Genomic DNA, 8,732 nt, shown 5'->3' with positions numbered 1-8,732 from the left:
GCAACGCCGTACCGGTTTAAAGTTAATTCACTATGAAATAGTGGCGACAATCACGCCTGTAATATTGTGTTGTAAAGCCGTCAGTCCGACGCTTTGCCTACCGCCGTCCATATCCGGGCAAACTATCAAAAAAACGCCGAAATCTTTATAATTCGGCACATATCCTATTTTTCAGACGACCTATCTCCGATAGCGCATCCTTTTGTGAATTAGCTGTGGATAAGTTTGTTCTGACCCCTTTCCAGGAATACCTTATGATCCGTTTCGAACAAGTTTCCAAAACCTATCCCGGCGGTTTTGAAGCCCTGAAAAACGTCAGCTTCCAAATCAAAAAAGGCGAAATGATATTTATCGCCGGCCATTCCGGCTCCGGCAAGTCCACCATCCTCAAGCTGATTTCCGGTATTACCAAACCCAGCAAAGGCAAAGTGTGGTTCAACAACCAAGACTTGGGCGAATTGAGCGACAACCAAATCGGCTTCATGCGCCAACATATCGGCATCGTGTTCCAAGACCACAAAATCCTCTATGACCGCAACGTCCTACAAAACGTCATCCTGCCGCTGCGGATTATCGGTTATCAGCCGCGCAAAGCCGAAGAACGCGCCCGCATCGCCATTGAAAAAGTCGGCTTGAAAGGCCGCGAATTGGACGATCCCGTAACCCTCTCAGGCGGCGAACAGCAACGATTGTGTATCGCCCGCGCCGTCGTCCACCAACCCAGCCTCCTGATTGCCGACGAACCCTCCGCCAACCTCGACCGCGCCTACGCGCTCGACATCATGGAATTGTTCAAAACCTTCCACGAAGCAGGAACCACCGTCATCGTCGCCGCCCATGACGAAACCCTCATGGCAGACTACGGCCACCGCATCCTGCGCCTCTCGAAAGGACGACTCGCATGAGCATCATTCACTACGTCTCGCTGCACGTCGAATCCGCGCGCACTGCGCTTAAACAACTCCTGCGCCAACCCGTCGGTACGCTGCTCACCCTCCTGATGCTCGCCGTCGCCATGACTCTGCCGCTTTTCATGTATTTGGGCATTCAAAGCGGGCAAAGCGTTTTAGGCAAGCTCAACGAGTCGCCGCAAATCACCCTCTATATGGAAACCGATGCGTCCAAAGCCGATAGTGATACCGTTCGCAACCTGTTGGAACGTGATGCCCGCCTCAACAAAATCCGTTTCATCAGCAAGCAGGAAGGCTTGGAAGAGCTACAATCCAACCTCGATCAAAACCTCGTTTCCATGCTCGACGGCAACCCCTTGCCCGACGCATTTATCGTAACGCCCGATCCCGCTACGCCGCCCGCACAAATGCAGGCGATTTATCAGGATATGGTCAAGCTGCCCATGGTCGAATCCGCCACCATGGACACCGAATGGGTGCAAACGCTGTATCAAATCAACGAGTTCATCCGTAAAATTTTATGGTTTCTTTCACTGACGCTGGGCATGGCGTTCGTCCTTGTCGCGCATAACACCATCCGTCTGCAAATCCTCAGCCGCAAAGAAGAAATCGAAATCACCAAGCTGCTCGGTGCGCCCGCATCGTTCATCCGCCGCCCCTTCCTCTATCAAGCCATGTGGCAGAGTATCTTCTCCGCCGCCGTCAGCTTGGGGCTGTGCGGCTGGCTGCTCTCCGCCGTGCGCCCGTTGGTAGATGCCATCTTCAAACCCTACGGGCTTAATATCGGCTGGCGTTTCTTCTATTTCAGCGAAGTTTCGCTGGTGTTTGGCTTCGTCATCGCCCTAGGCGTCTTCGGCGCATGGCTTGCCACCACGCAGCATCTGCTGGGCTTTAGGGCAAAGAAATAAAATCATTGGATTGAAGTAAAGGCAAAAAGGTCGTCTGAAACTCTAAAACAAGGTTTCAGACGACCTTTGATTGCCCGTCATTTATCGTATAAGGAAATAATATGCAGGGAAATCTACTACCACTCGACTATGACCTAAGTTTGAGCAAATTATTGAGAAGGATGGCGCAGATACTGTTCATCTTATCCTTGTGCTTGCCTGCCGTGAATGGAGCTATGGGTTTGCTAATTTGGTCGACAGGCTTATTTTTCTTGTGGCTTCCGGTAGGTTGGCCTACATTTGCCAATGTAATTTTTATTGTTTTATATATCAGATTGAATGATGAGAAAGAGATCTTGCCTTTGTTACCCTGTTTAATGTTAACCCTGATGATACCGGGGTCGATATTTGGGTTATCTGGTGTATTTGGTTGGGGATATGTGGTTTGGGTGATGTCGGGTATGCTTCTATGTGCAGATTGGCTGTGTAGCCTTATACCGCACAAACAGCGCCTGATTGTCAGATTGGCAATCATGGTTTGTTTGATATGGGCCGTCGGCTTAATAGGGCTTGGGCAGTATCAGCAAAACTCAAACGATCAGGATATCTTTGAAGATCTCTATTTCAGTGTGTTTTACAATCCGTTAGGTATTATGAGATAAGTTTCGTATCAGCATTGAAAAGACAAAAAACGGTTGCAACCATGTTTGAAGGCTTTTTGAGATTGAGTGATTTACGATGAAGTTCCGAATAGCCCTGATTGGTCGGTTTTTGGTTTAAACTCTTTAAAGTCATAATATTGCTATAACTCATTTTATCGTCTGGACTTTGAATGGGTAATGTTTTGCTGAATTTTAGCGGTAAAGTGCTTGACAGTTTTTTCAAGTATCTGTATAGTTCTACTTTCTGACGCGGGATGGAGCAGCATGGTAGCTCGTCGGGCTCATAACCCGAAGGTCGTAGGTTCGAATCCTGCTCCCGCAACCAAATTTTCAAGCCCTCGGTTCTACCGAGGGTTTTTTCAAGCCCTCGGTTCTACCGAGGGTTTTTTCTTGGCTTGATTGCCGGGGTAAGTGAATCCCTATACCTTAAGAAGGTCGTCTGAAAACTTGATGTTCGGGTTTTCAGACGACCTTTTTGTGTCAATCATTTTCGTGGACAGAGTCCACGCTACGGCAATTGTGTTGTCAACAAACTTTGTAGCGTGGGCTTCGCCCGCGAACCACTCAAGATTTCAGGTAACCTGTCCGTTAATTATCTTCGTGGGTAGAACCCACGTTACGGATACCGAGTCAGCCAAAACCGATAGAAAGTTCAAATATGAAAGGTCGTCTGAAACCTACATCGGGTTTTCAGACGACCTTTTTGTGTCAATCATTTTCGTGGACAGAGTCCACGCTACGGCACTTGTGTTGCCAACAAACTTTGTAACGTGGGCTTCGCCCACGAATCGCTAAACATTTCAGACGACCTTTCCTACACCTTCCCACATCGGCAATATCAGGCTTCACTTCTGTCCGCTTTGTTCCACCTGTCGTTTGAAGCGTGTGCCTGCGGCGTGGTAGAAGGGGCGGGGGGAGAATTGGCGGGAGACTTGTGAGGCGAAGATGCAGGCGATGAGCAGCCAAAAGAGGAGGTTTTGTCCGCCGGTCATTTCCATCACGACGACGGCGGAGGTGAGCGGCGATTGGGTGGCACCGGCGAGGAAGGCTGCCATGCAGATTAGAACGAGGACGTGGGTGCCTTGGGTGAGTCCGGTGAGGATGGCGATGTGTTCGCCCAAGACTGCGCCTATGGTGAGGGAAGGGGTGAAGATGCCGCCGGGCGTACCTGTCCAGTAGGTCAGGACGGTGGAGAACCATTTGGCGATGGCGAGTCCGGCGGGGGCTTCGTGGATGCCGCGCAGGGCTTGGGCGGCTTCGTGGTAGCCTGTGCCGTAGGTTTTGCCTTGGTAAAGCGTGCCGATGGCGGCGAGCAGGATGCCGATGAGGGCGGCGGTAATCAGGGGATGGCGGCGGATGTGTTCGCGCCATTTGGCGGGGGCGAAGGCGGTGGCGCCGAGATACAGGGTGCGTCCGAACAGTCCGCCGGCGATGCCGCACGCGAGTCCGCAGCCCAATACCCAGCCGAGCATATTGTCGAGCGCGCCGCCGCTGAAGCCTGAAAAATAGGGATTGTTGCCTTGGATGGCGACTTGGATGAAACCGGCGGCGAGGACGCCGAGCAGGATTTGCCGCTCCCAACGCAGCATGACTTCGCGCCCGAGTTCTTCGATGGCGAAAATCACGCCTGCCAGCGGGGCGTTGAACGCGGCGGCAAGCCCGCCTGCCGCGCCTGCGGCGATAAGATCGTTTTCCTGCATGCCGCGAAAGGCGAAGCCGTGTTTTTTGCACCATGCGCCCCACGCGCTCATGACTGCTGCGCCGACTTGGACGGACGGCCCTTCACGCCCGACGGATGCACCTGCAAACATGGCAAGGAAAGTCAGCGGGATTTTGAGGAGGGTTTCGCGGAGGCGGATCAGGCGGGTTTTGTTGGCGCCGTAGGGCAGGGCGAGGCTGGCGAGCACTTGCGGGATACCGCTGCCGGAGGTGTAGGGGGCGAAACGGCGGGTGATCCAGACGATGAGCGGCAGCCCGAAGGGCAGGGCGACCCAGGCAAACCAAGGATATTTTTGCACCAGCTCCGCATTCGTTTCCAACGCGAAATCCGCCATCCAGGCAAACAGGAGGGCGGTCAGCGCAACCAGTGCCGAACCTGCCAGCAGGAACAGAAAAGCAATGCTTTTACGCGAGATGCGGCGGGTTTGGCGGATTTTATGCGTGATGTGGTAGGCGGGCGGTTTGGTCGGCATGGTATGCGGAAGTGTGGAAAAGGTCGTCTGAAAAGGGTTATTGCGGAAGGCGGTTTATCAATGCGCCAAGATAGCCTAAACCGAAAGACAGTAAAAATGCAGAAGCGATGCCGACACCCCAGTAAATAGATCGGTGCTGCGTAGGTTTGTCAGTGGTGGCACGCAGCAGTTTGAAATAGAGTGCGAACGTGGCGAATGAGAGGGCGAAAATCAGTAAACAGCCGAAGAGGGAGACAGATGAATAAGAGGCGTAGGCGATTATTGCAGGTTTCAGTGTGTAAAGCACGCCCGCGCCTACCGCCCATTTCCAGATGGGATAGAGCTTGTCGGGGAAATCCAGCGTCCCCACAGCTTGAAATCTGCCGAATGCCAATATCAAAGCAATGTCAAAAAAGATGGATGCAAAGAGTAACACCATAAAATAATTTCCTTGTGAGTAAGATGTTTTTGTTTTCAGACGACCTCGGGGTCGTCTGAAAAAAGAGGGGGTAGCCTGTTGCCCCTCCAGTCAATGCATAATAAATAAGTTTGCCCAATAAAACAATTTTTCGGTCAGTAGGGTTAAGGCTATACCTGAAAGAATGCCCAGTCCCCAATAGATAAACCGGCGGCGTTTCGGGTTAGACGTGGTACGCAACATTTTGAAATACAAAAGCAAGCAGCCGAACATGCAGATGGTTTGAAACAGGATGAGGGGGAGGCTGTCAATGGCTTTGGAAATCGAATCATGAACGATGATTGTCACTATGCGTATGCATAAATAAATCAAAGCCGAGCCTGCCGCCGAATGCCAAAAGGGGACGGATGTGTCGGATGAGTCGGTTGTTCTGTGGGGTTGAAGCTTGCCGAATAACAATATAAAGACAATGTCAGACATAATGATGGCTCCCTTGACGTAAGCTGTTTTTGTGTTTCAGACGACCTCGGGGTCGTCTGAAATGTTATGGTGCGGCGATATGGGGCAGTACCGCGCTAAGGTATGTCAGTACGTCGATCATCCGCAACGCCGAAGCGGCTGCCGTACCCCGGCAAACACAGTGATGCAGCAGAACAGTATGGGTTTTCGCGGATAAAGCCCGCGTTACGGTTTGCACTTGGTCTAAAGGTCGTCTGAAACGGTTTTCAGACGACCTTTTTTCGTACTGCCTTAACCTGTATTGCGCAAACCTTGTGCCACGCCGTTGATGGTCAGGTGCACCATCAGGAGGGTGTGCGGGTCGTGCGGGTCTTTGCGCAGGCGTTTGAGCATGGCGACTTGCAGGCCGTTGAGCGCGTTCAGGTACGGAATCCGCAGGGCAAGCGAGCGGGCGAGGCTGCGGTTGTCGCGCAAGAGTTCGTCGGTTTGCAAAAGGTCGAGCAGGGCTTTGCGGCTGCGTTGGTATTCTTCCTTAATCATGCCGAAGATGACGGCGGCTTTTTCGGGCGATTCGCTCAAGCCGGCGTAGTTTTCGGCGAGGGTGATGTCGGTTTTCGCCATGACTTGTTCCATATTGGAGAGCATGGCTTGGAAGAATGGGTTGTGCTGCGCGTGTTCCCGCAGGGCGGCGAGGGTTTCGGGTTTGCCTTCGCACAGGCTTTCCACTGCGCTGCCGAAGCCGTACCACGCGGGCAGCATCAGGCGGTTTTGCATCCATGAGAACACCCACGGTATCGCGCGCAAATCCTGAATCCGCGCCAAAGTTTTGCGGCTGGCGGGGCGGCTGCCGAGGTTGAGGGTGGCGATTTCCTGTATGGGGCTGGTTTGCAGGAAATAGTCGATGAAGTCGGGGTGGGTAATCAGCTCGCGGTAGTATTTGAACGATACGTCCGACAATGCCTGCATGAGCGCGGGTTCGGGGTCTTTTTGATCGGGCAGCAGGCTGGCTTCGAGCGTGGCGGCGACGAGGGTTTCGAGGTTGCGCACGGCGTTGCCGGGGTCGGCGTATTTGGCGGTGATGACTTCGCCTTGCTCGGTGATGCGGATTTGTCCGGCCACGCTGCCCGCCGGTTGGGCGAGAATGGCTTGGTAAGACGGGCCGCCGCCGCGTCCGACGCTGCCGCCGCGGCCGTGGAAGAGGCGCATACGGACATCGTATTTTTTGAAGAGTTCGACCAAACCCAATTCCGCCTGATAGAGGCACCAAGAACTGGTAACGTAGCCGCCGTCTTTGTTGGAATCGGAATAGCCGAGCATGATTTCCTGAATGTTGTCGCGGCTTTGCAGCAGGTCGCGGTACCATTCGTTGCTGAACATGGTTTCCATGACGGGGCAGGCGTTTTCGAGGGCTTCGATGGTTTCGAAGAGGGGGACGATGTTGATGCGGCTTTGCGGTTTGCCGTTTTCAACCGTCAACAGACCACTTTCTTTGAGCAGCAGCGCGAGGGCGAGCAGGTCGCTGGGCTGTTCGCAGTTGGAGATGATGCTTTGGGTAACGGCGTTCTCGCCGAATTCGTCTTTGATGTTGCGCGCTTCGTTGAAAATCGCCATTTCGCGGCGGGTGTGTTCGCTGTAAGTGATGAACGGGCTGGACAGCGGCCGCTGGTGTTTCAGCTCGCGCAGCAGGACGGTTTGTTTTTCCGTTTCGGAAAGGCTGCCGTAGTCTTCCAAATCGGCGTGTTTGAAGAGTTCAGCGACGACATCGGCGTGTTTTTCCGCGTGTTGGCGCAAGTCGAGCGGCATCATGTGGAAGCCGAACACGGACACGGAACGGATCAGGTCGGCGAGCCTGCCTTCGCCCAAAAGCGCGCTGCCGTTGTCGCGCAGGGAGCGTTGCAGCTTGTGGAGGTCGTCTGAAAACTCTTGCGCGGAGGCGTAAGGCATCATGAAGCCGAATTTGCAGCCCATGCCCAAACCGAGCGAACGGGCTTTGCCCATGACGCGCGCCATGATGTAGGCGATGGCGCGGCGGTACGGCTCTTCGGTGCGGGCGATTTCTTCGTCGGGCGACTCGTCGGACAACGCCATCACGTCATCGTTGACTTTGACGCGGCGGACGGAAAGCGGCAGCTCGCGGTAGAGTTTGTCGAGTTCGCCGCGGTAAAAACGGAACACCGCGTCGGCATGGCGGCGGAAAGCGAAACGCAGGGTTTCGGCGGAGACAAACGGATTGCCGTCGCGGTCGCCGCCTATCCAGCCGCCGATTTTTAAGATGTCGGGCACGTCAACGTCAGGATAGGTCGTCTGAAATTCGCGTTCCATGCTGCGGTATAGTTTGGGTAGCGCCTCGAAGAAACTCATCGGGAAGATGGATACGCCGTTGTTGATTTCGTCGTTGACGCTGAGTTTGTGGTGGCGCGTTTCGCTGGTTTGCCACAAGCCCAACAAGATGGTGTCGATTTCGCGGCGCAATTCCGCCAGCGCGTCGGCATGGGTGCAGCGTTCGCGGCGGGGCAGGAGGGCGCGGATGCGGCGGTTGAAGTTCAACACAGTTTGGCGTTGCACTTCGGTCGGGTGCGCGGTCAGAACTGCGGTAACATTGGTCGTATTTAATTGTTTTTGAACCACCTTGCCACCGATTTTCGCCGCTTTGAGTTTGCGTACCGTTTCCGCCAAGCTGCCTTCCGCACCGCCGTGTCCCGCCTCTTCGTGGATTTGGCGGCGGCGTTCGTGGTGTACGTCTTCGGCGATGTTCAGAATCTGCGCAAACAGGCCGCAGGCAAGCGTCAGGTCGTGGGTTTGCTGTTCGTCCAGTTGCGGCAAAACCTTCTCAATCAAAGCCGCGCTGTCGTCCGAAGTGGACAACAGTTTGACCGTTTCCACTACCAACGGCGAAGCTTCTTCGTGCAGAAGTTTGTATAAAGACTGTTTCAAAAATTCCGCGTCCGCCGCCAGAGCCGCGTCCTTTGGATTGTTCAGGATATGCAGTTGCATGATTTTCTCTCTTTATTTATCTCAAAAACAAACGTAAAACATTGTATAGCAGGTCGTCTGAAACCGCCATCGGAAAAGGTGTTGCAAAACGCTGAAACTTGATGTAACCCGCGTCCGCACAAGTCAAGCCGTTAATTCCTTAACAAAGCCATCCGTGCATTTCAGTCCGATTATTCTGCCGTTCGTATCCGCAGCATAGTCCGAAGTGTAGAAATCCCGTAAAATACTGC

Annotated in this window: 7 protein-coding genes and 1 tRNA gene; 4 read left to right on the top strand and 4 right to left on the bottom strand. The window is 53.6% G+C overall.

From position 1 onward, the window contains the following. The first annotated feature begins 254 nt into the window (after positions 1-254). From ftsE to HMPREF3277_RS03465, 4 genes are all read left to right on the top strand, one after another. A complete protein-coding gene (gene ftsE, locus HMPREF3277_RS03480) occupies positions 255-905 on the top strand; it encodes a cell division ATP-binding protein FtsE (protein WP_003765335.1) in 651 nt (216 codons plus the stop codon). Continuing rightward, positions 902-1,819, top strand: a complete 918-nt coding sequence (ftsX, locus tag HMPREF3277_RS03475) for a permease-like cell division protein FtsX (RefSeq protein WP_045074024.1) — start codon at positions 902-904, stop codon at positions 1,817-1,819. Before ftsE ends, ftsX begins: the two co-directional genes overlap by 4 nt. 101 nt (positions 1,820-1,920) lie before the next feature. Further along, positions 1,921-2,460, top strand: a complete 540-nt coding sequence (locus HMPREF3277_RS03470) for a hypothetical protein (protein ID WP_070870054.1) — start codon at positions 1,921-1,923, stop codon at positions 2,458-2,460. A gap of 248 nt (positions 2,461-2,708) precedes the next feature. Next, positions 2,709-2,785 (top strand) — tRNA-Met (locus HMPREF3277_RS03465). A 520-nt stretch (positions 2,786-3,305) separates the two neighbouring features. Here the strand turns inward: HMPREF3277_RS03465 and HMPREF3277_RS03455 are convergent. The 4 genes from HMPREF3277_RS03455 to ppc form a co-directional block, all read right to left on the bottom strand. Continuing rightward, positions 3,306-4,652 carry a chloride channel protein gene (locus tag HMPREF3277_RS03455; protein ID WP_070870052.1) on the bottom strand — a complete coding sequence of 449 codons (1,347 nt, stop codon included), beginning with the start codon at positions 4,650-4,652 and terminating at the stop codon, positions 3,306-3,308. Between the two features lie 37 nt (positions 4,653-4,689). Next, positions 4,690-5,070, bottom strand: coding sequence for a hypothetical protein (locus HMPREF3277_RS03450; protein ID WP_070870051.1), 381 nt, complete (start codon positions 5,068-5,070; stop codon positions 4,690-4,692). A gap of 90 nt (positions 5,071-5,160) precedes the next feature. After that, the gene (locus HMPREF3277_RS03445; RefSeq protein WP_070870050.1) at positions 5,161-5,529 is read right to left on the bottom strand and encodes a hypothetical protein; all 369 of its coding nucleotides are present in this window, start codon (positions 5,527-5,529) and stop codon (positions 5,161-5,163) included. Positions 5,530-5,799: 270 nt separating this feature from the next. Further along, positions 5,800-8,502, bottom strand: a complete 2,703-nt coding sequence (ppc, locus tag HMPREF3277_RS03440; protein WP_070870049.1) for a phosphoenolpyruvate carboxylase — start codon at positions 8,500-8,502, stop codon at positions 5,800-5,802. Between the last annotated feature and the right edge of the window lie 230 nt (positions 8,503-8,732).

This window comes from Neisseria sp. HMSC70E02, from assembly GCF_001838645.1.
GTDB classification, from domain to species: domain Bacteria; phylum Pseudomonadota; class Gammaproteobacteria; order Burkholderiales; family Neisseriaceae; genus Neisseria; species Neisseria macacae.
This window is presented reverse-complemented; position numbering and strand designations above follow the sequence as displayed.